20 protein-coding genes are annotated in these 23,327 nt (G+C 69.3%); 4 read left to right on the top strand and 16 right to left on the bottom strand.

All coding sequences use genetic code 11. From position 1 onward, the window contains the following. From AC07V5_RS01420 to rsmB, 3 genes are read right to left on the bottom strand one after another with little or no spacing between them, the layout of a single operon-like run. On the bottom strand, positions 1 to 2,289 hold the full coding sequence (locus AC07V5_RS01420) for a sensor histidine kinase (RefSeq protein ID WP_495113690.1): 2,289 nt from the start codon (positions 2,287 to 2,289) through the stop codon (positions 1 to 3). Next, positions 2,286 to 2,846, bottom strand: a complete 561-nt coding sequence (locus AC07V5_RS01425; protein ID WP_495113691.1) for a DUF4390 domain-containing protein — start codon at positions 2,844 to 2,846, stop codon at positions 2,286 to 2,288. The genes AC07V5_RS01420 and AC07V5_RS01425 overlap by 4 nt, the downstream gene beginning before the upstream one ends. After that, positions 2,847 to 4,184, bottom strand: coding sequence for a 16S rRNA (cytosine(967)-C(5))-methyltransferase RsmB (gene rsmB / locus AC07V5_RS01430; protein ID WP_495113692.1), 1,338 nt, complete (start codon positions 4,182 to 4,184; stop codon positions 2,847 to 2,849). Between the two features lie 43 nt (positions 4,185 to 4,227). On the opposite strand from rsmB, the gene folE reads away from it, so the two are divergent. Both folE and AC07V5_RS01440 read left to right on the top strand, forming a co-directional pair. Next, positions 4,228 to 4,920 (top strand): GTP cyclohydrolase I, encoded by a 693-nt coding sequence (gene folE / locus AC07V5_RS01435; protein WP_495113693.1) that lies wholly within the window; start codon positions 4,228 to 4,230, stop codon positions 4,918 to 4,920. A 2-nt stretch (positions 4,921 to 4,922) separates the two neighbouring features. Next, positions 4,923 to 5,345, top strand: a complete 423-nt coding sequence (locus AC07V5_RS01440) for a BLUF domain-containing protein (protein ID WP_495113694.1) — start codon at positions 4,923 to 4,925, stop codon at positions 5,343 to 5,345. A 4-nt stretch (positions 5,346 to 5,349) separates the two neighbouring features. On the opposite strand, the gene AC07V5_RS01445 is transcribed toward AC07V5_RS01440, so the two are convergent. Genes AC07V5_RS01445 through queC form a run of 4 tightly spaced genes read right to left on the bottom strand, consistent with a single transcriptional unit; the run spans position 5,350 to position 7,670 of the window. Next, the gene (locus AC07V5_RS01445) at positions 5,350 to 5,823 is read right to left on the bottom strand and encodes a TlpA family protein disulfide reductase (RefSeq protein ID WP_495113695.1); all 474 of its coding nucleotides are present in this window, start codon (positions 5,821 to 5,823) and stop codon (positions 5,350 to 5,352) included. A gap of 46 nt (positions 5,824 to 5,869) precedes the next feature. Further along, complete coding sequence (locus AC07V5_RS01450; protein ID WP_495113696.1) at positions 5,870 to 6,409, bottom strand: demethoxyubiquinone hydroxylase family protein; 540 nt, start codon at positions 6,407 to 6,409, stop codon at positions 5,870 to 5,872. A gap of 8 nt (positions 6,410 to 6,417) precedes the next feature. After that, on the bottom strand, positions 6,418 to 6,963 hold the full coding sequence (locus tag AC07V5_RS01455; RefSeq protein ID WP_495113697.1) for a LemA family protein: 546 nt from the start codon (positions 6,961 to 6,963) through the stop codon (positions 6,418 to 6,420). Next, on the bottom strand, positions 6,960 to 7,670 hold the full coding sequence (gene queC, locus AC07V5_RS01460) for a 7-cyano-7-deazaguanine synthase QueC (RefSeq protein WP_495113698.1): 711 nt from the start codon (positions 7,668 to 7,670) through the stop codon (positions 6,960 to 6,962). The genes AC07V5_RS01455 and queC overlap by 4 nt, the downstream gene beginning before the upstream one ends. 66 nt (positions 7,671 to 7,736) lie before the next feature. On the opposite strand from queC, the gene AC07V5_RS01465 reads away from it, so the two are divergent. Both AC07V5_RS01465 and AC07V5_RS01470 read left to right on the top strand, forming a co-directional pair. Continuing rightward, positions 7,737 to 8,294, top strand: a complete 558-nt coding sequence (locus AC07V5_RS01465) for a hypothetical protein (protein WP_495113699.1) — start codon at positions 7,737 to 7,739, stop codon at positions 8,292 to 8,294. Positions 8,295 to 8,341: 47 nt separating this feature from the next. Next, complete coding sequence (locus tag AC07V5_RS01470) at positions 8,342 to 9,949, top strand: DUF4139 domain-containing protein (RefSeq protein WP_495113700.1); 1,608 nt, start codon at positions 8,342 to 8,344, stop codon at positions 9,947 to 9,949. Between the two features lie 36 nt (positions 9,950 to 9,985). Here the strand turns inward: AC07V5_RS01470 and AC07V5_RS01475 are convergent, their stop codons facing one another. The 9 genes from AC07V5_RS01475 to AC07V5_RS01515 all read right to left on the bottom strand — a co-directional run bounded on the left by AC07V5_RS01475 (position 9,986) and on the right by AC07V5_RS01515 (position 23,282). After that, positions 9,986 to 10,735, bottom strand: a complete 750-nt coding sequence (locus AC07V5_RS01475; RefSeq protein ID WP_495113701.1) for a Sir2 family NAD-dependent protein deacetylase — start codon at positions 10,733 to 10,735, stop codon at positions 9,986 to 9,988. A 56-nt stretch (positions 10,736 to 10,791) separates the two neighbouring features. After that, positions 10,792 to 11,178 carry a hypothetical protein gene (locus AC07V5_RS01480; RefSeq protein ID WP_495113702.1) on the bottom strand — a complete coding sequence of 129 codons (387 nt, stop codon included), beginning with the start codon at positions 11,176 to 11,178 and terminating at the stop codon, positions 10,792 to 10,794. A gap of 12 nt (positions 11,179 to 11,190) precedes the next feature. After that, complete coding sequence (locus AC07V5_RS01485; RefSeq protein WP_495113703.1) at positions 11,191 to 11,652, bottom strand: GNAT family N-acetyltransferase; 462 nt, start codon at positions 11,650 to 11,652, stop codon at positions 11,191 to 11,193. 45 nt (positions 11,653 to 11,697) lie between these two features. Continuing rightward, entirely contained in the window at positions 11,698 to 12,948 is a 1,251-nt protein-coding gene (locus AC07V5_RS01490; RefSeq protein WP_495113704.1) for a glutamate-5-semialdehyde dehydrogenase, read from the bottom strand. A gap of 28 nt (positions 12,949 to 12,976) precedes the next feature. Then, on the bottom strand, positions 12,977 to 14,773 hold the full coding sequence (locus tag AC07V5_RS01495; RefSeq protein ID WP_495113705.1) for a hypothetical protein: 1,797 nt from the start codon (positions 14,771 to 14,773) through the stop codon (positions 12,977 to 12,979). Between the two features lie 62 nt (positions 14,774 to 14,835). Further along, positions 14,836 to 17,676 carry a M16 family metallopeptidase gene (locus AC07V5_RS01500; protein ID WP_495113706.1) on the bottom strand — a complete coding sequence of 947 codons (2,841 nt, stop codon included), beginning with the start codon at positions 17,674 to 17,676 and terminating at the stop codon, positions 14,836 to 14,838. Positions 17,677 to 17,776: 100 nt separating this feature from the next. Next, positions 17,777 to 18,760 carry an AEC family transporter gene (locus AC07V5_RS01505; protein ID WP_495113707.1) on the bottom strand — a complete coding sequence of 328 codons (984 nt, stop codon included), beginning with the start codon at positions 18,758 to 18,760 and terminating at the stop codon, positions 17,777 to 17,779. After that, the gene (locus AC07V5_RS01510) at positions 18,761 to 20,623 is read right to left on the bottom strand and encodes an ATP-binding protein (RefSeq protein ID WP_495113708.1); all 1,863 of its coding nucleotides are present in this window, start codon (positions 20,621 to 20,623) and stop codon (positions 18,761 to 18,763) included. A 73-nt stretch (positions 20,624 to 20,696) separates the two neighbouring features. Further along, the gene (locus AC07V5_RS01515; RefSeq protein WP_495113709.1) at positions 20,697 to 23,282 is read right to left on the bottom strand and encodes a DNA topoisomerase III; all 2,586 of its coding nucleotides are present in this window, start codon (positions 23,280 to 23,282) and stop codon (positions 20,697 to 20,699) included. Positions 23,283 to 23,327 lie beyond the last annotated feature (45 nt).

Below are 23,327 nucleotides of genomic sequence, written 5' to 3' on the forward strand. Positions count from 1 at the left end.
TTAGGTCTTGGCGCCTTGTGCACCGGGCTCGGTGGCGGGCGCCAGATTTGAAAATGATAGCGAAACTTGCGCACCGATCACCACGGAGCCCTGCCCCTCTTCAAGGGGAGAACCCGCATCGGAAGCCGGATGCAGGTTGCGCAAGGAGATTCGGGCACCGTGTTCGTCGGCGATTTTCTTCACGACGGCCAGGCCCAGGCCGGTGCCTTTGGCCTTGGTCGTCACATAGGGCTCGAAGGCGCGCTTGAGCACTTTCTCGGCGAATCCGGGGCCGTTGTCGATGATGTGCAGGCGCACCGAACGCGGCGCACCCGCCTCGGTGACGGACAGCGAGGACCGCACGGTGACACGGCCGTCGGGGCGCTCCTGCACGGCGTCCATCGCGTTCTGCACGAGGTTGTGGATGACCTGGCGCAACTGGCTGGCGTCGCCTTTGATGTGGGGCAGGTTGTGCGCCAGGTCAGCGGCCAGGCGGCCCTTCTCCTGGGGCTCGGCGTAGAGCGTGAGCACCTCGTGGATGAGGGCGTTGAGATCCAGCGGCGTGAGCTGCGCTGACGGCAGGCGGGCGTAGTCGCGGAACTCGTTGACGAGCTGCTTCATCGCCTGCACCTGGTTGACGATGGTGGCCACCGAGCGCACGAGCATGGCCTGGTCGGTGCCTTCAAGCTTGGCTTCGAGCTTGTGCTGCATGCGCTCTGCAGACAGCTGGATGGGCGTCAGCGGGTTCTTGATCTCGTGGGCGAGGCGGCGCGCCACCTCGCTCCAGGCGGCCGAGCGCTGGGCCGAGACGACCTCGGAGATGTCGTCGAAGACGACAAGGCGGGCGGCCTGCGGCAGCGGCGCGCCCCGCACGAGCAGGGTCAGCGGGTCTTGCTTGGGGTCGAGCTTCAGCTCGAAGGATTCCTGCCAGAGCTCGCGGTCCATGTCGCGCTCACCGCTGTCGCGGCCGAGGTGCTGCTCGAAGCGCTGGTCCAGCGACGCGGCGAACTGTTCCAGGCCCGGCACGTCGCCCAGCGGCCGGCCGATGTATGCAGACAGCGGCAGGCGCAGGATGCGCGTCGCGCCGGGATTGACGGTCTCCAGGTGGCCGTCGGCGTCGAAGACGAGCACGCCGGCGGTCAGGTTGTCGAGGATGGTTTGCAGGTGGGTGCGGGCGGCGTCCAGCTCGGCCACGGTGCGCGACACCTGGGCGCGCGCATCGGCGAGCTGGCCGGTCATGTCGGCAAACGAGCGCGTCAGGCCGCCGAGTTCGTCGCGCGAGGCCAGCACGGGGCGCACTGAGAGGTCGCCCTGTGCCACCAGGCGCATGCCGTCGGCCAGCATCAAGAGCGGTCGCGCGAGCTGGTTGCCCAGCGTGACGGCCAGCAGCAGGGCCGCGAAGGTGGCCAGGATGAGCACCAGCGTCAGCGTGCCCAGGTACATGCGGCGCAGGCCGACGCGCTCCAGCGAGCGCTGCTGGTACTCGCTGTTGGCCGTCTGCACGGCCAGCGCATTCGTCAGCATGTTGGCCGGGATGCGCTGGATGACCATCAGGTAGCGCTCGCCCAGGCCCAGGCGCAGCTCGGTATTGGGCAGCAGCGCCAGCGTGCGGATCTGGGCGCCGCCCTGCAGCGCCGCCGTCTCGTCCTCCAGGCCTTCGAGCTGGCTGGCCACGTTGCCGCCACGGGCCTGGCGCAGCATGGTGCCGCTGGGGCGGTCGGGCGTCAGGTGGCGGGTGTCGCCGCCGCTTTCCAGCAGGATCTGGCCGTTGCCGCCCACGAGCGCCACGGTGCGGGCGCCGAGCTTGTCGCGCAGGCGCTCCAGCGCCAGCAACTGGGAGGTGTTGCCTTCGGCCAGGGTCTCGGCGGCGTCACGGGTCTTGCTGCCAAGGTCGGACACCATCGCGTCCAGCGTGCCGCGGCCAAGGTTCAGGCCGGCCTCCAGCGCGCTGGCCAGGCGCACGTCGAACCAGGTCTCGATGCTGCGGTTCACGAACTGGTAGGAGACGGCGTAGATCATCACGCCGGGCACGATGCCCACCAGCGCGAAGATGCCCGCCAGCTTGAGCAGCAGCCGGCTGCCGAAGCGGCCTCGGCGCACGCGCACGAACAGGCGCACGGCGGCCGTCAGGATGACGAGCGTCAGCACCGCGGCCACGCCCACGTTGACCCAGTAAAGCCAGTGGTAGTGGCGCTCGAAGAAGCCGCGCTCGGAGGTGGTGCCGACGATGAGCACGAAGGCCAGCACGCCGGCAACGCCGGTGAGGGTCAACAGCGTGATGACCCAGCCCCATCGAGCGACCTTGTTCATCTAAGGCTGAAGTCGGGCGCGAAGTTGCGCTTCTGCTCGATGCTGAGCGCAAAACCCGACTGCAGGCCGATCTGCATCGGCCGCGGCAGTTGGCTGACGTCGAGCCGGTAGCTGAACTCGAGGTAGTAGCTGCCGCCGTCGTCGATGTCCTTGGGCTCGGCGATGTGCCAGGCGCTCTGGCCGCGCAGCACGGTCAGCGCCTCGTCCAGCGTCGCGAAGCTCTGGTGCAGGCCGCCGTTGGAAACGCGGTATTGCCGGGTCAAGGGCTGCCAAGACAGCCGCCAGGTGCGCTCGGCGTGCGCCACTCGGGCGTCGCGCCAGTACCAGCGGTTGCGCAGCACCACGGCCTCGGCCACGAAGTACAGGGGCACGCCCTTGTGCAGCGCGTCCTCGGCCGAGCGGCTGAGTTCGAAATGAGTCGTGAAGCTCAGGTCCAGGCCGTCATCGGCGCGGCGCGTGGCCAGCTGAGACAGCTCGACGCCATCGGCCCGCGCCGGCCCGGGGATCAGGGCAAGCAGCGCGGCGAAGAAGGCGGCGATGGCGATTCGGGCGAGCAACTAGGGTTTGACCAGCAATGCGTAGAAAAAGCCGTCCAGGGGCGGCTGGGGTTGAGAGGCATTCTCGGCGACGGGCAGCAGGTGCCCCGTGAACCCGGGCACGGCTTGGGACTTAGAGCCAGGTTGGCGTTGCAAAAACGCGTCGAGCTGGGCCTGACCCTCGGCTCGGAAGACCGAGCAGGTGGCGTAAACCAGCCGGCCGCCCGGCGCCAGCAGCGGCCACAGCGCATCCAGCAGCTCGGCCTGGATGCGGGCCAGGGCGGTGATGTCGTCGGGGCGGCGCAGCCAGCGCACGTCGGGGTGGCGGCGCACGATGCCCGAGGCGCTGCAGGGGGCATCGAGCAGGATGGCGTCGAAGGGCTGGCCGTCCCACCAGGTGGCCGTCTGGCGGGCGTCGGCCGCCTTCAGCGTGGCAGTCTGGCCGAGGCGATTGAGGGTGTCCTGCACGCGGGTGAGGCGCTGCGCGTCGGCGTCCAGGGCGGTCAGCTGCAGGTCGGGCTGCATTTCCAGCAGATGGGCCGTCTTGCCGCCGGGAGCGGCGCAGGCGTCGAGCACGCGGGCGCCGGGCTTCAAGCCAGCTCCCAGGACGAGCGGCGCGGCCAGCTGGGCGGCGGCGTCCTGCACCGACACCAGGCCTTCCGCGAAACCCGGCAGCGCCGACACGGGGGCGGGCTTGTCGAGCACGACTGCCTGCGGCGTGGGCGCGCCCAGGGCCCGGGCGCCCAGCCCCAGGGCGGCCAGGCGCTCGACGTAGTCCGCCGCCGTCGCGCGCTGGGCATGCACGCGCAGCGTCATGGGCGGGGGGCGGTTGTTGGCGGCCAGGATGGCCTGCCACTGCGCCGGCCAGTCCTGGCGCAGCTTCTCCACCCACCAGGCCGGGTGGTTGAAGGCGCCCAGCGGGCTGCGCTCGGCGGCGGTGACGATGGCCTGGCGCTCGCGCAGGAAGCGGCGCAGCACGGCGTTGATGAAGGCCGCGCTGGCCGGGGCGCGCTGCTTGGCGGCGTTGACGGCCTGGTCGACCAGGGTGTGGTCGGCATACATCGGCGTTGAATCCGGCTCGGTGTCGGGCCACAGCAGGGCCAGGGCGGTCAGCAGCAAGGCGTCGACGCGCGGCGGCGGGGCCTTGGGCGCGAGCTGCTGGCGGGCCGCCTCGGCACCGCCCAGGCGGCGCAGCGCCGCGAAGCTCAGCGCCTGGGTGCCGGGGCGCAGGTCGGCGGGCACGCGGGCCAGCAGCTCGGTCAGGGACTTGCCCTCGCGCACGCCCTGCACCGCGTCGGCGGCCTGGAGCAGCAGCCGGTGCAACGGGGCGGAGGTGCCGGACTGGGGGCTTTGGGACATGCCTTCAGTGTAGGAGGGGGCTTTGGCCAGACAATCCGCGCCCATGAACGCCCCCGCCTCTGACGCCCCGGTTTCCGAACGCATCCGCTACCGCCTCGTGTCGGCCGGCTGCCGCCACCACGCCAACGACAACATTGCCGCCCACATCGAACCCGGTGAGCTGGACGCGCTGCAGGCCGAGGTGCAGGCCAAGATGCAGGAAGTGCTGAAGAGCCTCGTCATTGACACCGACAGCGACCACAACACCCAGGAAACAGCCAAGCGCGTCGCCAAGATGTTCCTGCGCGAGGTCTTCGCCGGCCGTTACGCCGAGCCGCCCACCGTCACCGAGTTCCCCAACGCCAGCCGGCTCAACGAGCTGATGATCGTCGGCCCGATCACCGTGCGCAGCGCCTGCTCGCACCACCTGTGCCCCATCATGGGCAAGGTCTGGATCGGCCTGCTGCCCAACGAGCATTCCAACCTGATCGGCCTGTCCAAGTACGCGCGCCTGTGCGACTGGATCATGAGCCGCCCGCAGATCCAGGAAGAGGCCGTCACCATGCTGGCCAACGAGCTGCAGGAGCGCGTTCAGCCCGACGGCCTGGCCCTGGTGATGGAGGCCGACCACTTCTGCATGCACTGGCGCGGTGTGAAGGACAGCGAGGCCAAGATGACCAACAGCGTCATGCGTGGCGCATTCCTCAAGGACGCCAACTTGCGCCGCGAGTTCCTCTCTCTCATCTCCAAGGGCTGACCATGCTGGTTCGACTGATGTACGCCAGCCGCGCCACCGCGGCGCCCGCCGACGGCGACCTCGCCGCCATCCTCAAGGCCTCACGCGAGCACAACCCGGCCGAGGGCATCACCGGCCTGCTGTGCTTCACGGACGGTGTCTTCGTGCAGGTGCTGGAGGGGGGCCGCGACGCGATCAACGCGCGCTACAAGCGCATTGTCGAAGACACGCGCCACCGCGACGTCATCCTGCTGGGCTACGAAGAGATCGCCGAGCGCGCCTTCGCCGGCTGGACCATGGGCCAGGTCAACCTGCACCGGCTAAACCCGGCGCTGCTGCTGAAGTACTCCGAGACCGGCAAGCTCGACCCCTACGCGATGAGCGGCGCGGCGATGAGCGCGCTGTTCCGCGAGATGTGCGACTCGGGCGCGATCGCGGTCAGCTAGGCGCCTACGGCAAGAGGCCCGCCACGTCATCCCAGGCCTCGGGCGCGATGCGCCCGGCATGGCGGGCGACGATGGCCCCCTTGGCGTCGATGACGAGCGTCAGCGGAACGGCAGCAGGCACGACCAACGGCGCACCGAAGCTCAAATCGCCTGCCCACAGCGCCGGCATGGCCGGCGCGTTCTTCTCGATCTGCTTGAGCGTCTGCAGATAGCTCAACGCCGCGGCACGGTCGCGGTCGGTGCTGATCAGCACCAGCTCGAAAGGCTTGCCGCGCCACCCGGCCGCGTTGGCGCGCAACTCGGGCATCTTCTGGATGCAGGGCGTGCAGTCGGTGTTCCAGAAGAACAACATGACGACCTTGCCGCGCAGCGCCTCCAGGCTGAAGCGCTGGCCGTCCAGCGTGTTGCCACTCAGCCGCGCGGGTTGGGCGGCGGCGGACAGGCTGAGGGAAAGCAGGAGGGCGGGAAGCAGGCGCATTGCGACCAGTCGAACCGGCCGGGCCAAGCCTTACAACTATCGCGCCTCAGAGCTTCATGCCGAGCCAGATGACTGTTTCCGTGGAAGCGGCCACGACGGGCTCCAGCAGGCGCACCCAAAAGCCGTCGCTCACATGGGCAGCCAGCTCATCGTGATGGCGCTGCTCATCGGCCACGATGGCTTCGATCGCCTGCACGGCAGCTGCGTCCAAAGCCTTGAGCTGCACGATCTGCGCCTGCAGATGGCGCAAGACCACACGCTCCACGGCGACCGTCGTGGCCGCGATGGCGGAACGGCCCAGGAACCCTGTCAAAAACCCCAGCAAATAGCCACCCAAGGCGCAGAGCACGTAGCTGCGGCAGCGCGAGCGGCCGCGTCGCCGCAACTCCGCCGCAAAGATCGCGCGATGCCGTTCCTCGTGCGCCCTGAACTCCTTCAGCTCCGGCACCAGCGCCGGAGCGGTCAGGTGCGCAGCGAGGATCTGCGCCGCGTAAATGTGGACAGCGCCGTTCTCACCGGCATGGTTGACCTTCAGGATACGAGCACCGAGATCGGTGTCCGCCGAGGCTCGCATCAGCGTGTCCATCGAGAGGGTTAGAGCGAGCGCGCCGCGCTGAACCCGTAGAGATTGGCCAGCACCCGCGTCGGGAACTGATGCAGCGCCTCGTTGTACTGGCCCACCGCCTGGTTGAATACCTGCCGGGCGAAGGCGCGCTGGCGCTCGATGAGCTTCAGCTCACTCACTAGCCCGTCGATCTCGGTCTCGCTGCGCAGCTCGGCCTGGTGGTCCAGCAGCGACAGCAGCCGGGTCAGCGCCGCCGCGTGCAGCGCACTCGCCACGGCCAGCGTGCCAACCGGGTCGGGCGCCCAGGGCTTGGCGCGCGAGGCCTGGATGGCGGCCTGGGACTCGGCCTGGGCGCTGGCCAGCGCGTCGAAGGTGGCCTGCTCGCTGGGCAGGCGCGGCGCCACGGCGGTGAGCAGCTTGTCGCAGACTTCGCTGCGGTCCTTCAGGTGGGCGTCCAGCTGCACAAAGGCCTCGCCGATGACATTGCGCAGCGACATCAGCCGGTTGTAGGCGCCGATGCCCCAGAAGAGCAGCAGCGCCGCCGCGGCGACGCCGAACCACTGCCAGGCGGTCATGCCTGCGCCTTGTACTGCGCGAAGCCTCGGGCCCGCAGCTCGCAGGCCGGGCAGTGGCCGCAGCCGTGCCCCCAGTCATGCAGCTCACCGCGTTCGCCGAGATAGCAGGTGTGGGTTTCCTCGACGATGAGCTTCACCAGCGCTTGGCCGCCGAGAGATTCCGCGAGGCGCCAGGTGGCGGCCTTGTCGATGAACATCAGCGGTGTGTCCAGCGTCATCGGCGTGTCCAGGCCCAGGCTGAGGGCCACCTGCATGGCCTTCATCGTGTTGTCGCGGCAGTCCGGGTAGCCGGAAAAGTCCGTCTCGCACATGCCGCCCACCAGCACGCTCGCGCCGCGGCGGTAGGCCAGCGTCGCGGCAAAGGTCAGGAACAGCAGGTTGCGCCCGGGCACGAAGGTGTTGGGCAAGCCGTTGGCCTGCAGCTCGATGGCGCGCTCGCTCGTCAGCGCGGTGTCGCTGATCTGGCCGAGCAGGGAGAGGTCCAGCAGGTGGTCGGCACCGAGCTTGCCGGCCCAGTGCGGAAACTGGCGGGCGATCTCGGCGCGCACGGTGAGGCGGCAGTCCAGCTCCACGCGGTGGCGCTGGCCATAGTCAAAGGCCAGCGTCTCGACCTCGGCGAAACGGTCCAGTGCCCAGGCCAGGCAGGTGGTGGAGTCCTGGCCGCCGGAGAACAGAACCAGGGCCTTGCGGCTTGTCGCAGCATTCATGGCGCCAGTTTGCCAGCACACCGGGCCCGCCTCGTGGCATGCTGGCCTCCAACCTGGGGGACGCCGATGAGCACCATCGATCTGCCCGCTGTTTCCGACCTGCTGCTGCGCTATCTGCACCTGCTGGCTTTTGCCGCAGCCGCCATCGGCGTTGCGCTGGCCGATCTCGCGCTGCTCTCGCGCCGCGATCTCGACGCGTCCATGCTGGCGCTGGCCCAGCGCATCGTGTGGCTGTCGTTGCTGGCGCTGTGGGTCAGCGGCCTGCTGCTGTTCACGCCGGCGGCTGGCGCGCCCATCCAGATGGGGCCCAAGATGGAGGCCAAGCTGGTGGTGGCCGTCGCGCTGAGCGTCAATGGCGCGATGCTGCACCGCTGGGGTTTTCCGCGCCTGCTGGCGGCCCACGACAGCGGCGTCGTCGAAGGCTTGGGCCTGCCGGTCGCGCTGGGCGCGGTCAGCCTGACGAGCTGGCTCTATGCCGCCTTCCTCGGCGTGGCCAGCCCGCTGGCACCGCTGTTCGGCCTGCCCGGCTTCCTGCTGGTCTACGCGCTGGCGCTGCTGCTGGCCTTGGGGGTGGCCCAGTTCTGGCTGAGGCCCTGGCTGGCCCGGCGCTGGGCGGCGCAGTGATACCGTTTTAGCTCGGCGCCCACCCATCGCGGCGCAGCAAGGATCCCATGCGAACCTACACGGCCGGCCTTGCCGCCTGTCTGCTGGTCGGCACCCTGCCGGCTGCCTTTGCCCAGTCCCGCATCGACGAAGTCCTGGTCTACCCCGGCGGTGCCCAGGTCACGCGCCTGGCCACGGTGGCCGCCGGTGCGCGCGAGCTGGTGCTGAACTGCCTGTCGGCCCGCTTCGACCCCGACTCGCTGCAGATCGACGCGCCGGCCGGCGTCAACCTCGGGCCGGTGCAACTGGAGACGCTGCCGCGCGAGCGCGTGCCCGAGTGCGCAAACAGCCCGCTGGACGAGCAGATCCGCAAGCTGGAAGGCCAGCGCGACCTGCTCACGGCCGAGTCGAGCGCGCTGGACACCAGCCTGGGCTATCTGAAGGCACTGGGCTCGGGCGAGGCCCGCGCGACGCCGGCCGCCGGCATTGCGGCAACGGCCGACAGCATCCGCAAGACCGCGCAGGACGCGCTGCTGCGCCAGGCCCAGCTGCGCCGTCAGTTCGATGAACTCGAAAAGCAGCTCGCCCCGCTCAAGAGCGAGCGGGACCGCGTGGCTGCGGCCAACCCGCAGTGGCGCAGCCTGCGCCTGCGGCTGTCCACCGCGCGCGAGGCCGAGCTGACGCTGAACTACCGCGTGGCGCAAGCAGGGTGGGCACCGAGCTACCGCGCGCTGCTCGACACCGCCAGCGGCGCGCTCAACCTGGAGCGCTTAGCCCAGGTGTCGCAGCAAAGCGGCGAGGACTGGAAGAACGTGAAGCTGCGGCTGTCGACGGCGCAGGCGACGCCGCGCGTGGGCGTCGGCGCGCCAACGCCGTGGAGGCTCGACCTCCAGCGTCCGCAACCGCAGGCTGAGGCGCGCGCCCTGTACGCGCCCGCTCCTGCCTCACCCGCTCCCCCGCCCCCGCTGCAGAACGTCGCCGTAGCGGGCTCGCGCATCGCCGCCGAGCCCCAGCTGGAGCGTTTCGACCTCAGCGTCTTCCAGGGCAGCTACGTCACCGAGTTCGTGCTGCCGCTGCGCGTCAACATCGACAGCGGCACGCAGCGCGCCAGCCTGACGCTGGGCAGCGAGAAGCTGCAGGCCAAGGTGTTGGCCCGCGTGCAGCCGCAAAGCGAGGCCGCGGCCTATCTTGTGGCCGACGTGCCCAAGCCCGCCGGCGCCTGGCCACGCGGTGCGATGCAGCTGGTGCGCGACGGCGCGCTGGTGGGCAACAGCACGCTCAACGTCGCCACCGGCGAGGAACGCCTGGAACTGCCCTTCGGCCGCGACGACGCGCTGCGCGTGCTGATCGAACCCGAGCAGCGCAACGCCGGCAACACCGGCTTCATCGGGGCGCGTGCCGAGCACCGTTACGGGCGTGGGTACGTCGTCGAGAACCGGCATCCGGCGGGGTCTGCGGCGGTGACGCTGCAACTCGTCGAAGCCGCACCGGTGTCGCAGCATGAGGACATCAAGGTGCAGACCCAGTTCAGCCCCGTGCCAACGACGCAGGCCTGGCGCAAGCAGCCGGGGCTGGTGATGTGGGAGTTGCCGCTGGCAGCAGGCCAGAGCCAGCGGTTCACGGCGGACTATGTGATCAGTGCGCCGAAGGAGGCGCAAGTGACGGGGCTGCGATAAGGCGGGCACCGGACGGACAGTTCCGCGCGCGTGCCCCTAGGGCGTGAGTAACGGGGCAACATTCATACCAAGCAGAAGCGGAACGACCTCTTCCGCCCGACCGAGAACCTGCTCCTGAAAGGCCGAGTTCGGCCTGTCCATGGGCTCCAGATTCACGAGGATGGTCCGCGCGCCGGCGTACTCGGCGCCGCGGACAAAGTTGGCGGCCGGTGTGACGAGGCCCGACGTGCCAATGGCGATGAACAGGTCGCAGTCCCGCAGGGCACGCTTGACGGTCCAGCCGGGTAACGCAGGAATCTCCTCGCCGAACAGCACGACATCCGGCCTGAGGGCGTGCCCGCATTTCGGGCAAAGCGGCGCAGCGTTCGCGTGCTGCTGTTCATCGCGGTAGGGCTTGAGGTCGCAAGCGGCATTGCTGCACTTCGTGCCCATGATGTTGCCGTGCAGCTCGACGACATTGCGGCTGCCAGCCAGCTGGTGCAGGCCATCAACGTTCTGCGTGACCAGCAGGAACTCCTGGCTCGAAGACAGCTCGGCCTCCCAGTGTGCCAACGCCAGATGCGCCGCATTGGGCCGTGCAGCCAGCACGGGTTCACGCATGCCGCCGAAAAGCCGCCACGTGTCCTCGGGCCGCTCGCGCAGCGCGCTGACATGGCCGTAGCGCTCAACCTCGTGCTCGTCCCAAACCCCACCCGGGCCGCGATAGGTGCGCAGGCCAGACCCTGCCGAAACGCCGGCGCCTGTGAGAACAACGATGCGGGAGTACTTGGAGCGGTCGAACTGCATGGCTCGCAGCCTAACGGCAAAGCTGGTGTGGCTTTGCCAGGCGAGTTGACGGCCAATCAGGTAGCCGGGCGGCTAGGAGCGCTGGCATACATGATGAAGGCGCCAATGGCCAGGGAAGCAAGCGCCCAGGCTCGCACAACCGCGGCGCCACCGTCCGCCCACCAACCCAGGATCACCTGGGCGAACTGGACCCCGAAGAACGGCGTGAGGGCGCCACCAATGACGATGGCAATGCCCAGCGCGCGAAGCGCAACCGCTGCACGCGCCCGACTCGACGCACGCACGAGGACCACGCCGAACGCAACTCGAACGACTGCGGCGAAGTAGATCGTCGGTGGCGTCTGGAAGAAGCGGACGGTGCTGACAAACATGTCCGGCGCGACGAGGCCAACAACGCCCTGCAGCGCCACGATGGCACCTAACAGCACGGCGAGACGTTGCATGCCAAGCCTCCTCTATGGGTTGTCGACCAGGAGTTCGAGCACTTCATCCCCAGCCTTGTCGAACCTGCCGGTCGACACCCAGCCCTGCTGGCGATAGAAGCTGTAGGAGCGCACGGCGGGGTCCGGCGAGCAGCCGAGGAAAAGGCGCCGGTGCCCAGCCTCGACGAGAACATCCACCACCCGATTCAGCAGCTGCTTGCCGATACCTCGGCCCTCGTACTGGGGCAGCAGCGCCAGCACCACCACCTCGCCAGAAGTCTTTTCGCCGAAGCAGTAGCCAACGATGGCGGCTTGCTCATCAACGCAGACAAAGCCGGGTAGATCACCGGAGGCGACTGCGCCCGCCCAGGACTCGGCGGTGATGCCCATGGCCGCCAGTTGCGCAACCGAGATGGCATTCTCGCGGGTGAGGCCGCGCAGGGTCACGCAGGCGGGAGCATCAGCGGCAGTGGCTGGGCGGAAGCTGATGTTCACGGCGAGTTTTCGTCGTCGCGCCAGAAACTCATCAGCCCGCCACCGTCAGCCCCTCACCTCACCCTGCCCCAACACCACCCACTTCATCGACGTCAGCCCCTCCAGCCCCACCGGCCCGCGGGCGTGGAACTTGTCGGTGGAGATGCCGATCTCGGCGCCCAGGCCGTACTCGAAGCCATCCGCAAAGCGCGTGCTGGCGTTGACCATGACGCTGGCTGAATCGACTTCGCGCAGGAAGCGCATCGCGTTCGGGTGATTCGTCGTCAGGATGGCGTCGGTGTGGTGCGAGCCGTAGCGGTTGATGTGCGCGATGGCCTCGTCCAGCGAGTCCACCACTTTGATGCTGATGATGGGCGCGAGGTATTCGGTGGACCAGTCTTCTTCGGTCGCCGCCACCGCGCCGGGCACCAGGGCCAGCGTGCGCAGGCAGCCGCGCATCTCCACGCCCTTGGCCTTGAAGATGGCCGCGATGCGCGGCAGGAAGGCCGGCGCCTGGGCGGCGTGGACGAGCAGCGACTCGGTCGCGTTGCAGGGGCTGTACTTCTGCGTCTTGGCGTTGTCGACGACGTTGACGGCCTGGGCCAGGTCCACCTCGGCATCGACATAGCTGTGGCAGTTGCCGTCCAGGTGCTTGATGACGGGCACCTTGGCCTCGGCGCTGATGCGCTCGATCAGCCCCTTGCCGCCGCGCGGGATGATGACGTCTACCCATTGCGGCGACGAGATCAGCAGGCCGACGGCAGCGCGGTCGGTGGTGTTGACGAGCTGCACGGCGGCGCGCGGCAGACCGGCTTCTTCCAGCGACGCGGCCACCAGCTCGGCCAGCGCGAGGTTGGAGTGGATGGCCTCGGAGCCGCCGCGCAGGATGCAGGCGTTGCCGCTCTTGATGGCCAGCGACGCGGCTTCGATGGTCACGTTGGGGCGGCTCTCGTAGATCATGCCGAACACGCCCAGCGGCACGCGCATATGGCCCACGCTGATGCCGGTGGGGCGGCGCTTCACGCCGGTGATCTCGCCGATGGGGTCGGGCATGGCGGCGATCTGCTCGCAGCCTTCGGCCACCGTGGCCAGGGTCTTGGCGTCGAGCTTGAGGCGGTCACGCAGCGGGCCGCTGAGCTCGGCGGCCCCGGCCAGGTCACGGGCGTTGGCTTCGGCCAACGCTGGGCCGGCCTCGCGCAGGCGGCGGGCCAGGGCCAGCAGCGCGGTGTTCTTGGCGGCCGTCGGGGCGGCGGCCATTGCGGTGGCGGCAGCGCGGGCGGCGCGGCCGAGGTCGTCCATGTAGGCGGGCAGGCTCATGCCGCCATTTTCGTCGACGACCCTCGGCTCAGAGCTTCGTAAGGTCTGGCCCGCCCTCCGCGCCGAACCAAGCCTTGCTCAACGCCTGGCGAGCGGTCCTCTCCGCGGCGGTATCGCCACGCTTCCTGTAGACCTCGGCCAGCCCGGCCAGCGCCCAGCCGTTGTTGCGCACGCGGGCCAGCGACTCACGCAGGGCCTTCTCGGCCTCGTCCAGCCGGCCCTGGCGCAGGCGAACGGCGCCCAGGGACTGGCGCACCGGGTAGTACCAGTAGGCCGGCTCCGTGTAGGCCAGGCCTTCCTCGATGGCAACGGCCTGCTCCAGCGCGGTGGCCGCGGCGGCGAGGTCACCCTGGGCATCGGCCAGCCGCGCCGAGGCGACGAGGCGGGCCGTCTGCGTGATGGCCTGGGCCGGCACGCCCCAGGCGTCGAAGGGTTTGAAGTCGGCCCCCGTCTCCAGCGCCGTGATGGCGGCGATCTCGTGCCGGGCGGCGGCCAGGTCGCGGCGCTCGGCATGGGCCAGTGCGCGGGCGTAGTGGAAGAAGACCTTCACGAGCACGAATTCATCGGCCGGCGCGGGCAGTTTGAGGATCACGTCGGGCGAGCTGAACTGCGCATGCGTCGTGTAGGGCGCGGCCTTGACGGGTTGCATGACGGCGAAAGCGCGGATGACGTCGTCCGGCAGCGATGCGTCGAGCTTGGCCGCGGCCTCGATGGCCGTCTTGGCGGCGCCACCCATCTGCGCCGACACCATCAGGAAATGGATGTTGTGCGGGTAGTAGGCCGAGCGGTAGGTGGGGTCGGACGGCGACTTCTTGAAATAGGCCTCGTCCACGGCAATGGCCTGGCGGTTGGCCTCCAGCGACTCGCGGTACAGGCCCACGCGGTAGTAGATGTGGGCCGGCATGTGCACGATGTGGCCGGCGCCGGGCATCTGCGCGGCCAGGCGGCGCGCGGGGGCCAGCGCACGCTCCGGCGTCGTCGAAGCCTCGACGGCGTGGATGTAGAGATGGATGGCGCCGGGGTGGCTGGGGTTGCGCTTGAGCACCGTCTCCAGCGCGGCCACGATGTCGGCCGTGCGGCCCTTGGGCTTGGCACCGGCGGCCTCCCAGTAGTCCCAGGGCTGGGTGTCCATGGCGGCTTCGGCGTGCAGCGTCTGCATCAGGTCTTCGCCGGGGAACTGGGCGGCCACCTTCTTCATCGCGTCGGCATAGGCAGCGTCGAGCGGGGCGCGGTCAGCCGGCGGTTCGGCCTGGTATCGGGCCTGCAGCGCCTCGATGAGGACGCGCTCGCGCGGCGGCAGCTTGCCCTTCAGCGCGACGGCGCGCTGCAGCGCAGCCCAGGCGGGTGCGTTGGCCTCAGGTGCCATCGGTACGTTGATGTTGGGGCCGAGCACCAGGGCCTCGCCCCAGAAGCACAGCGCGCAGCCGGGGTCGAGCTTCTGCGCGGCCTGGAAGGCACGCTGGGCCTCGGCGTGGTTGAAGGCGAACGACAGGCGCAGGCCCTGGTCGAAATAGGCCTGCGACCTGGGCGATGCATGTTCGAGCTTGAAGCTCATGCGGCCCAGGTCCTTGTAGACCGGCACATCGCCCGGCGCGGCCTTCATGGGCGCGGGCTGGAAGGGTGCCGTCTCCGACTTGGGTGCGCCGGCCAGCAGGGCCTGCAGCAAGACAGGCCGCCCGGAGGCGAGCGGGCGGCAGACGCCGCCGGCCGTGCTCAGCAGTGGGTCGAAGGCGGCGGCCTGGTCAGCGCTGCCGCCCAGGGCGACAAGCCCCACGGCGGCGAGCGCCTGCAGCAGGCGGGTGGTGGGAATGCGGCGCGAGAGCATGCGGCCTCCAGGCCCGGCAGGGGCCAAGCCAGCATGCTCGCACCGGCCCCGCCGGCGCGCAATCAGGGCTGAGGCTGTCCCCCCGCCTGTCCCTCAGCGTCGCGCACTTCAGGCTTGCGGCCGATGGCCTCCAGCTGCGGCACGATCTTGGCCTTGTCGCCCACGGCCACGACGATGAGCTGGGCGGGGTCAAGGTGCTGCTGCGCCGCCTTCAGCGCGCTGGCGGCGGTGACGGCACCGTACTTCTTGGGCAGGTCGGTGATGGCGTTCAGCGGCTGGCCGGCTGCCCAGTTGCCGGCATAACCGGTGACGACGGCGAGGTTGGTGTCGAACAGGCCGGGCAGGGACAGCAGCTGGGCGTTGCGCACGCGGCCCAGTTCCGCCGCGCCCATGGGCTTGGCGCGCATGCCTTCGATCTCCGTCCACATGTCGGCGAGCGCCGGGCCGGTCACGTCGGTGCGCACGCTGCCGCGGATGCCGAACTGGCCGCGCTCGCGGCCCATGGTGTAGCCCGAGCCGATGCCGTAGGTGTAGCCCTTGACCTCGCGCAGCTGGTTGTTGATGCGCGACGTGAACAGGCCGCCCAACGCGGCGTTCATGACCTTGATGGCGGCGGCATCCGGTGCCGCGGCGTAGGGGCCGGGCGCGACGACGGCCAGGGCCGTCTGCGGGGCGCCGGGCTTGTCGACGACGATGGTGCGCGCTGCCACCGGCTTTGCCGCCGGCAGCGGCACGGCCGGTGCGGCCACACCCGTGGGCTTCCAGGCGCCGAACAGCGGTTCGATCAGGCTGCGCAGCTCGGCCTCGCTGAGGTCGCCGGCCACCACCAGGGCCGCGCGCTCGGGGCGATAGTGGCCCTGCCAGAAGGCGCGCAGGGCCGCAGCGTCGACGGCCTTGATGCTGGCCTCGGTGCCCAGCACGTTGGCAGCCAACGGGTGGCCGTCGCCATAGACCACGCGGTTGCCGACGGCGTTGGCCAGCAGCGGTGCCTGCTCGCGCGCCTGGGCCAGGGCGGCCAGGCGCTGGGCCTTCTGGCGCTCGATCTCGGGCGCGGCGAAGGCGGGGTTCAGTGCCACGTCGGCCAGCAGGGTCAGGCCCTCCTTGGCGCTGGCCTTGAGGCCGGAGAAGTCGATGCGGGCCTCCTCGCTGCCGGCCTGGGCGTTCAGCGTGGCGCCCAGGGCCGCCAGGCTTTCCGCGATCTGCTGGGCGCTGCGCGTCGTCGTGCCCTCGGGCAGCATGCCCGCGGTGAAGCCGGCCAGGCCGGGCTTGTCCGCCGGGTTGGCGCCCTGGCCGGCGCGCACCACGAGGCTGGCGCTGACCAGCGGCAGGCCGGGCTTGGGCGAATGGATGACGGTCAGGCCGTTGGCGAGCGTGAAGCTCTGCGCGGCCGGCAGCGTCAAAGGCTTGGCCTGGGTGCCGCCCGGGGGCTTGCTGCGCCAAGCCTCGGCGGCGTTCAGCGACTCGCGCTCGCCCTTGGCCGCCTTGGTGGGCGCGGGCGGTGTGGGGATCTCAGCGGCCAGCACCTGCTCGCCGGGCAGCGCCTGCAGGACGACGCGCTTGTTCTTTTGCAGCCATTGCGCCACCGTCGCACTGACGGCGGCCGGCGCCAGCGTGCGGTAGCGGGCCAGGTCCTTGCCGACGAAGCCGGGGTCGCCGGCCATCTGGTTGTAGTGGTTGACGAGGTCGGCCAGCGACGTGACCTTCTCCATGCGCTGCAGCAGCTGGGTCTCGATGGTGGCGCGGGCCTGGGCCAGCTCGGCCTCCGTGGGCGGTGTCGTCGCGAGCTTGGCAATCTCGGCGTCGACGAGCTTCTCGATCTCGTCCAGCGATGCGCCGGGGCGGGCCACCACCTCGATGTCGAACACCGAGCTGAGCGACTGTGAGCCCTGCCCGACCTGCACGCTCTGCGCGAGCTGCTTGTCGCGCACCAGCAGGCCGTAGAGCCGGCTGGCCTTGCCGCCGCCGAGCACGTGGGCGGCAACGTCCAGCTCGGCGTCACCGGGGGCGAACATCGGCGGCGTGTGCCAGGACAGGTTCAGGCGCGAGAGCTCGATGCGGTCGGTGACGACGAGGCGGCGCTCCTTCGTGATCTCGGGCATGGCCACCTTCACCTCCGGCACCTTGGCGCCGGCCTTCAGCGAGCCGAAGTATTTCTGCACGAGGGCCCTGGCCTGCTTGGGGTCGAAGTCGCCGGCCAGCACGAGGGTGGCGTTGTTGGGCCGGTAGTAGGTGCTGGCGAAGTCCTTCACGTCCTTGAGCTGGATGCTCTGGATGTCGGCATGCGAGCCGATGACGGCCGCCCGATAGGGGTGGCCTTCCGGGTATAGGGCCTGGTACATCGCCTCCTCGACGATGCCGTAGGGCCGGTTCTCGAAGCTCTGGCGGCGCTCGTTGCGCACCACGTCCTGCTGGTTGGCCAGCGACACGGAGTCGACCTCGTCGATCATGTAGCCCAGCATGTCGGCCTTCAGCCACAGGCCCAGCGCCAGCTGGTTGGACGGCAGCGTGAAGAAGTAGTTGGTGCGGTCGAAGTTGGTGGAGCCGTTGCTGTCGGTGCCGCCGGCGGCGTCGACGAACTTGTCGAACTCTCCACGCGGGATGTGCTTGCTGCCGGCGAACATCAGGTGCTCGAACAGATGGGCAAAACCCGTCTGGCCCTTGGCCTCGTTGCGCGGGCCGGCATGCACCCACAGGTTGAAGGCCACCAGCGGCAGGCGGTGGTCTTCGACGAGGATGACCTCGAAGCCATTGGCCAGCGTGAACTTCTGCTGGCGCACGGCGAGCTGGCCGGCCTCGGTGCTGACGGCACCTTGCAATGGCGCAGACCAGGCCGGCAGCGCGGCGGACAGGGCGCCGACCAGGGCCAGCAAGGCAACGAGACGACGGGGAGCGGGAGCGTTCATGGGGCAGAGGTCCTCGGGATCAATGCAGGGGGATGAGGAATTGGGCGATGGCGGCGCCGCGGCGCAAAGTGCCAGGAGTCACCGCGGGCTTACCAGGGGCTCACCACGGAGACAGCCAGGCCAGCAGGGCCAGCCACAGCGGCGCCGTGGCGACGTACAAGATGGTGGAGATGACGGTGGCGGCCGTGACCTCGGCCTCCAGCGCCCGGTAACGCTGCGCAAAGATCAGCGCGTTGGAGCCGGTCGGCAGCGCCGAGATCATGACGATGACGGCCAGCGGCATGCCGTTCAGGCCCAGGCCCCAGTGCGCAACGCCCAGCACGACGGCGGGCATCAGCAGCAGCTTGACCGCAACGAGCCCGGCCAGGCCATGCCAGGTGCGCGGCCAGCCGTAATAGGCCAGCGACATGCCGATCAACGTGAGGCACAGCGGCACCACGGCCGTGCCCAGGCTCTGCAGCGCCTCGTCGGCAACGGCGGGCAGGCCGAGGCCCGTCGCGTTCCAGGCCAGGCCGGCCAGCACCGGCAGCACCACGGGGTGGATGACCGTGTTGCGCACCGTCTGCAGCAGCGTGCCGACGAGGTTGCCGGTGCTGCGCTCGCGTGCCAGGTCCAGCTCCACGATGGCCGTCAGCAGCGTGAGGATGGACAGCGCATGCAGGCTGACGACGGCGATGTGGATGGCCAGGCCCTTCTCGCCGAACACACCGGCCGCCACGGGCAGGCCCACCTGCAGCGTGTTGCCGAAGCCGGCCGTGATGGCCCTGACGCTGGGCGCGACGACGTTCTCGCCGGGTTTACGCAACCAGCGGTACAGCACATACAGCACGGCGATGAGCAACAGCACGGGCACGAAGAAGGCAAACAGGAATGCCCAGGGCAGCGTCGCCGTGTCCAGCCGCGCGGTGGTGCGGAACAGCAGGGCCGGCACGAAGATGTAGAAGGCCGCGTTGGCCAGCACGCGGGCCGGGTCGCTGTCGCTGCCCGCCGCGCCTCCGCCCAGCCAGCGCATACGGCCGACCGCCCAGCCGATGGCAACGGCGACAAGAATCGCCAGCAGCTTGGCGGCAATCGCCCAGGTCATCTAAGCCAAAGCTACGCGAAGTTCGAACACAAAGCTGCTGCCCTGCCCTGCCGTGCTCTGCACGAGGATCTGGCTGCCCATCAAGCGCACAAGCTGCTGGCTGATGGACAGGCCCAGGCCCGTGCCGCCGAGGTGGCGCGAGGCGTCGGACACCTGCTCGAAGGCCTGGAACAGGCGCGCCTGCTGGGCCGGCGTCATGCCGATGCCGCTGTCGGCCACCTCCAGGCGCAGGCGCACATGCGTGCCCTCCCGCTCGACTGTGCGGGCCGCCAGCTGCACGGTGCCGCTGTCGGTGAACTTGACCGCGTTGGACAGCAGGTTGAGCAGCACCTGGCGCAGGCGCTGGCCGTCCACCATGACGAGGGCGGGCAGGCTGGCGTCGATGTCCAACCCGAAGGCGAGGCCCTTCTGCTCGGCGCGCAGGCGCACGCTGTCGCTGGCCATGTCGAGCAGGGCGCGCAGGTCCACCGCCGTGGGCTTGAGGCTGACCTTGCCGGCCTCGATGCTGGCCATGTCGAGCACGTCGTTGATGAGCTCCAGCAGATGCAGGCCCGAGTCGCGCATCAGCTGCAGCTTGGCCTGCTGGCCGGGCGGGATGGCCGAGTCCATCTGCATCAGCTGCGTGAAGCCGAGGATGGCGTTCAGCGGCGTGCGGAACTCGTGGCTCATCGTCGCCAGGAAGCGGCCCTTGGCCTGGTTGGCGCTTTCCGCGCGCAGCTTGGCCTCGCTGAGTTCGGCGGTGCGCTCGGCGACGAGTTCTTCCAGATGGTCGCGGTGGCGGGTCAATTCGGCCTCGGCCTGGCGGCGCAGCGAGATGTCGCTGACCATGCCCTCGATGCGGCGCTGGCCGCCCTCGCCCTCCACCCAGTGCGCGTTGAGCTCCACCCACAGCGGCCGCCCGCCCACACCACGCAGTTGCAGCTGGGCCTGCTGGATCTTGCCCTGCTCGTTCATGACGGCGGCCACGCGATGCATTTCCTCGCGGGCGATGCCGGTCAGCTCGCGCAGGCGTCGGCCGACGGGGCTGTGCGAGCCCAGGCCCAGCATCTGCGTGAAGGCGCGGTTCATGCTGAGCACGCTGCCACGGGCGTCGGCCTGGAAGATGCCTTCGGTCGCGTTCTCGAACAGGCTGCGGTAGCGCGCCTCGCTGGCACGCAGGCCCTCGGAGCTGAGCTGCACCTGGTCGGCCGCGCTGCGCAGCTTCAGGCTCATCGCGTTGAAGCGCATCGTCAGCTCGCCGATCTCGTCGGCGCGCTCCACCATTTCCTGCGCGCCGAGGTCGCCCTTGGCGACACGCTGCGCCAACGCGCCCAGCCTGGCCACGGGCCGGCGCACCAGCCAGTGCACGAGCAGGGAGCTGGCGATGACGATGCCGGCAACGACGACGGCCAGCAGCTGCACGACGAAGACCCGGGTGCGGCGGATCTGCTCGTCGACGAGATCGCGCGTGAAGACGAGCACGGCCGAGGCAACCTGGGTGCCGGCCGTGTCTGCCGCGGGCTGGTAGGTGATGGCGAACTCGCGCCTGAGCGGCCCGCTGGCCGGTGTGTCGCGGCTGCGGTTGGCTTGGCCGCCGCGCAGGCCCAGGCCCTTGAGCTCGATGGCATGCACCTCGGGGTCGGCCATGACGGCGTCGAGCAGGTTCTCGATGGCGACGTGGTCGAGGTTCCAGATCGGGCCGGCGAAGCCGCGCTCGATGAGGCCGGCCATGCGCGCCTCGCGCTGGCGCAGCCCGCCCATCAGATCGGCCTCCTCGTGCGTCGTCCAGTACCAGCCGACCGCCAACACCAGCAGGCTCGCCACCAGCGCAATGCCGGCCGTCAGGCGCGTCTGTATGCCAATGCCGAGCGGTGTCAACGCCATCCCTGCCCTCTCTGATTTGGCCCTGTCAGGCCCGTGCGGTGAGCATAAGCCTGCCAACGGGCCCTGCAGACGCCTAGGCCTTGGCCGCCGTCTTCTTGGCAGCCACCTTCTTGGCCGCCGGTGCCTTGGCCGCGCGCGGCTCGAACTCGAAGATGACCTTGCCTTCCTTCTTGTCGTAGGCCAGGAAGGCCTTGAACTTGCGGCGCGTCTTGTTGGAGACGAAGTTCTCCAGCAGGTCGGTCTTGCCGTTGGCCAGCAGCTTGTGCACCTGGGCCGGCTCGATCGGCTGGGTCAGGATGACCTTGCCGGTCTTGAAGTCGCAGGTCACGGTGGCGCCGACGCTGTGCTCGCAGACGTAGTTGCTGCCATGCTCGAAGACGCGGCCCTGGCACTTGGGGCAGGCGCCCAGCGATTCCTGGGCCGAGAAGTCCACCGGCTCGCCATCGCCCTCGGCCTTCTTGGCATCCTCGCCGAAGTCGAACTCCAGCTTCCAGTTGGCGATCTCTTCGTCGTACACCAGCGCGAGTTCAGCCGTGAACGGCCAGCCGGCCTTGGAGCGGAAGCCTTCCAGCGGGCCGATCTTCTTGTGGGCCAGGAAGGTTTCCACCTCGTTCAGCTCGAAGCTGCGGCCGCCCGGGATCTTGCCGATGGAGAAGCCGCAGCCCTCGCCGTTTTCCTTGGGGCCCAGGCAGGTGAAGCGGCGGTAGTTCTCCTTCACGACGCCGCCGCACTTGGGGCATGGGGTCTTGAGCGTCGCGTAGTCGCCGGGAATGGTGTCGCGGTCGTAGCCCTTGGCCTTGGCGACCATCTTCTCGGTCATGGCCGCGATCTCGGCCATGAAGACGTCGCGCTTGAGCTTGCCCTTTTCCATCTGGGCCAGCTTGCTTTCCCAGTCGCCGGTCAGCTCGGGCTTGGTCAGGTCTTCCACCTCCAGGCCGCGCAGCAGCGTCATCAGCTGGAAGGCCTTGGCGGTCGGGATCAGCTCGCGGCCTTCGCGCAGCATGTACTTCTCGCTGATGAGGCCTTCGATGGTGGCCGCGCGCGTGGCTGGCGTGCCCAGGCCCTTCTCGGCCATGGCCTCGCGCAGCTCGTCGTCGTCGATGAGCTTGCCGGCGCCTTCCATGGCGGACAGCAGCGTGGCTTCGGTGTAGCGCGCCGGCGGCTTGGTCTGCAGCGCCTTCACGTCGACGCTCTCGGTGCGCACGACCTCGCCGGTCTGCACCGGCACGAGGTTGGCATCCTCGTCGTCCACGTCCTTGCCGTAGACGGCCAGCCAGCCCGGCTTCACGAGCACCTTGCCGTTGGTCTGGAAGTGATGCGTGTCGACCTTGCTGATGCGCGTCGTGACCAGGAACTCGGCCGGCGGGAAGAACACGCCGAGGAAGCGCTTGACGACCATGTCGTAGAGCTTGGCCTCGATCTCGGTCAGGCTCTTGGGCGCCTGCAGCGTCGGGATGATGGCGAAGTGATCCGACACCTTGGCGTTGTCGAAGACCTTCTTGGTGGGCTTGATGTAGCCCTCCTTCAACGCCGTGGCCGCGTGCTTGGACAGCAGGGCCAGCGGGCCGGGCAGGTCCTCGGTGGCCAGCATCTTGGCCGTGTCCTTGGCCACCGCCAGGTAGTCCTCGGGCAGGAAGCGCGAGTCCGTCCGCGGGTAGGTCAGCACCTTGTGCTTTTCATACAGCGCCTGCGCGATGGACAGCGTCGTCTTGGCCGAGAAGCCGAAGCGCGAGTTGGCCTCGCGCTGCAGCGTCGTCAGGTCGTAGAGGCCGCCGCAACTGGTCGTGCTGGGCTTGCTCTCTTCGGTGACGGTGGCCGGCTTGCCGAGCACGGCCTTGGCGATGGTCTCGGCGTCGGCCGCATTCCACATGCGGTCGGCACGGCGTTCCAGGTCGTCGTTCTTCTTCCAGGCGGGGTCGAACCACTTGCCTTCGTACTGGCCGGCCTGGGCGTCGAAGTTGGCGCGCAGCTCCCAGTAGTCGCGGGCAACGTGCTTGCGGATCTTCTCTTCACGCTCGACGACGACCGACAGCGTCGGCGTCTGCACGCGGCCCACCGTCGTCAGGAAGAAGCCGCCGTCGCGCGAGTTGAATGCCGTCATGGCCCGCGTGCCGTTGATGCCCACCAGCCAGTCGGCTTCGGAGCGGCAGCGTGCGGCGTCTGCCAGCGGCAGCATCTGCTCGTCGCTGCGCAGCTTGTCGAAACCGTCGCGGATGGCGGCCGGCGTCATCGACTGCAGCCACAGGCGCGAGATGGGCTTGTTCAGCTTGCCCTTGGCCGGCTGCGCGTACTGCTCGATGAGCCGGAAGATCAGCTCGCCCTCGCGGCCCGCGTCACAGGCGTTGATGAGCGCCGTCACGTCCTTGCGGCGGATCAGCTTGCTCAGCGCGTTGAGCCGCCCCTTGTTCTTGTCGATGGGGTTGAGGTCGAAGTGCGGCGGGATGACGGGGAGGTTGTTGAAGCTCCACTTGCCGCGCTTGACGTCGAACTCCTCGGGCGCGGCGATTTCCACCAGGTGGCCCACCGCGGAGCTGACGACGTACTTCTCGTTCTCGAAATGGTCGTCGTGCTTGTCGAACTTGCCCGCCACAGGCGTCAGCGCGCGGACGATGTCCTGCGCGACGGAGGGCTTCTCGGCAATGATCAGGGTCTTGCTCATCGGTCTAGGTCTTCCCTACTCTTTTCTACGGCGGGGGACTCAAAA

Source organism: Roseateles sp. GW821-FHT02E12 (assembly GCF_059421665.1).

Bases quoted from the DNA above. Each gene is read 5' to 3' on its own strand.
- AC07V5_RS01420 (WP_495113690.1), bottom strand. From the start codon at position 2,289: ATGAACAAGGTCGCTCGATGGGGCTGGGTCATCACGCTGTTGACCCTC.
- rsmB (WP_495113692.1), bottom strand. From the start codon at position 4,184: ATGTCCCAAAGCCCCCAGTCCGGCACCTCCGCCCCGTTGCACCGGCTG.
- folE (WP_495113693.1), top strand. From the start codon at position 4,228: ATGAACGCCCCCGCCTCTGACGCCCCGGTTTCCGAACGCATCCGCTAC.
- AC07V5_RS01440 (WP_495113694.1), top strand. From the start codon at position 4,923: ATGCTGGTTCGACTGATGTACGCCAGCCGCGCCACCGCGGCGCCCGCC.
- AC07V5_RS01445 (WP_495113695.1), bottom strand. From the start codon at position 5,823: ATGCGCCTGCTTCCCGCCCTCCTGCTTTCCCTCAGCCTGTCCGCCGCC.
- AC07V5_RS01450 (WP_495113696.1), bottom strand. From the start codon at position 6,409: ATGGACACGCTGATGCGAGCCTCGGCGGACACCGATCTCGGTGCTCGT.
- AC07V5_RS01455 (WP_495113697.1), bottom strand. From the start codon at position 6,963: ATGACCGCCTGGCAGTGGTTCGGCGTCGCCGCGGCGGCGCTGCTGCTC.
- queC (WP_495113698.1), bottom strand. From the start codon at position 7,670: ATGAATGCTGCGACAAGCCGCAAGGCCCTGGTTCTGTTCTCCGGCGGC.
- AC07V5_RS01465 (WP_495113699.1), top strand. From the start codon at position 7,737: ATGAGCACCATCGATCTGCCCGCTGTTTCCGACCTGCTGCTGCGCTAT.
- AC07V5_RS01470 (WP_495113700.1), top strand. From the start codon at position 8,342: ATGCGAACCTACACGGCCGGCCTTGCCGCCTGTCTGCTGGTCGGCACC.
- AC07V5_RS01475 (WP_495113701.1), bottom strand. From the start codon at position 10,735: ATGCAGTTCGACCGCTCCAAGTACTCCCGCATCGTTGTTCTCACAGGC.
- AC07V5_RS01480 (WP_495113702.1), bottom strand. From the start codon at position 11,178: ATGCAACGTCTCGCCGTGCTGTTAGGTGCCATCGTGGCGCTGCAGGGC.
- AC07V5_RS01490 (WP_495113704.1), bottom strand. From the start codon at position 12,948: ATGAGCCTGCCCGCCTACATGGACGACCTCGGCCGCGCCGCCCGCGCT.
- AC07V5_RS01495 (WP_495113705.1), bottom strand. From the start codon at position 14,773: ATGCTCTCGCGCCGCATTCCCACCACCCGCCTGCTGCAGGCGCTCGCC.
- AC07V5_RS01500 (WP_495113706.1), bottom strand. From the start codon at position 17,676: ATGAACGCTCCCGCTCCCCGTCGTCTCGTTGCCTTGCTGGCCCTGGTC.
- AC07V5_RS01505 (WP_495113707.1), bottom strand. From the start codon at position 18,760: ATGACCTGGGCGATTGCCGCCAAGCTGCTGGCGATTCTTGTCGCCGTT.
- AC07V5_RS01510 (WP_495113708.1), bottom strand. From the start codon at position 20,623: ATGGCGTTGACACCGCTCGGCATTGGCATACAGACGCGCCTGACGGCC.
- AC07V5_RS01515 (WP_495113709.1), bottom strand. From the start codon at position 23,282: ATGAGCAAGACCCTGATCATTGCCGAGAAGCCCTCCGTCGCGCAGGAC.